This window comes from Komagataeibacter kakiaceti JCM 25156, assembly GCF_000613305.1.
Genome location: NZ_BAIO01000703.1, coordinates 1 through 985 on the forward strand (window position 1 = coordinate 1; position 985 = coordinate 985).

A 985-nucleotide genomic window follows, 5' to 3' on the forward strand; every position below is an offset into this window, starting at 1 on the left:
CGCCGCCCGCGCCATGATCGAAGCCGCCCGCGTGCAGACCGGACCGCTGGAGGGGCTGCTGCGCATCGGCCTGATCGCGACCCTTGGCCCCTATTACGTGCCCAGCCTGCTGCCGCTGCTACGGCGCGCCCACCCACAACTGCAGCTGCAACTGACCGACAGCCTGACCAACATCATGCTGCGCGCCCTGCGCCATGACGAGCTTGATCTGGTCTTCGCCGTGCTTCCCGTAAAGGGGGAGAACTTCCACTGCGCGCCTCTGTTCGAGGAACCGTTCCTGGCCGCCTTTCCCGCCGATCATCCCCTGGCCGAACGCCCGGCGCTGCTGATGGGCGACCTTCAGGGGCCGGACCTGCTGCTGCTGGAAGATGGCCACTGCCTGCGCGATCAGGCGCTGGCGCTGTGCGGCATGCCCATCCAGCGCGACCAGCAGCGCCTTGCCGCCAGCCTGGAAATGCTGTGGCACATGATCGGGGCGGGGGAGGGCTATTCGCTCATTCCCCGGCTGGCGCTGCGCAACCGTGGCGAATGGGCGGACCTGATCTCCCTTACCCCCATCGCGGGGGCCAACCGGACCATCGGCCTTGTCTGGCGCGCAACGGACCCACGGGGACCGGCCTTTGCCGAATTCGCGAATTTCCTGCGTGAAAACGCGCCTGAAGGATGCCGGGCCGTCAGCACCTTTCCCACCCGGCGCGCGGAAGAAAACCCGCCAGCCCCCGATGCGTGACAGGGACGCCGCCTGAAAACAGCCCGCCGATCAAACCTTCCGGCCCCCGCCACGTTCTATTCATGAATACAGGAGGCCAGAATGAACCGTACCATCCGCACCTTATGCGCCGTGACCCTGATGCTTTCGCTTGCCGCCTGTTATGGCGGCCGGCACCATCACCACCATGGCGGCCCGCCCGATGGGTATCAGCGCGGCGGTTATGGCCAGGATTATGGCGGCGGCCCGGACCGTCGCGGCGGACCCGGTGCAGGA

At 67.2% G+C, this 985-nt stretch carries 1 protein-coding gene; it reads left to right on the forward strand.

Annotated features, from left to right (window positions below; all coding sequences use genetic code 11):
* The coding region (locus JCM25156_RS18110; protein WP_025814250.1) for a LysR substrate-binding domain-containing protein at positions 1 to 730 on the forward strand (730 nt) is incomplete at its 5' end.
* Positions 731 to 985: the final 255 nt, after the last annotated feature.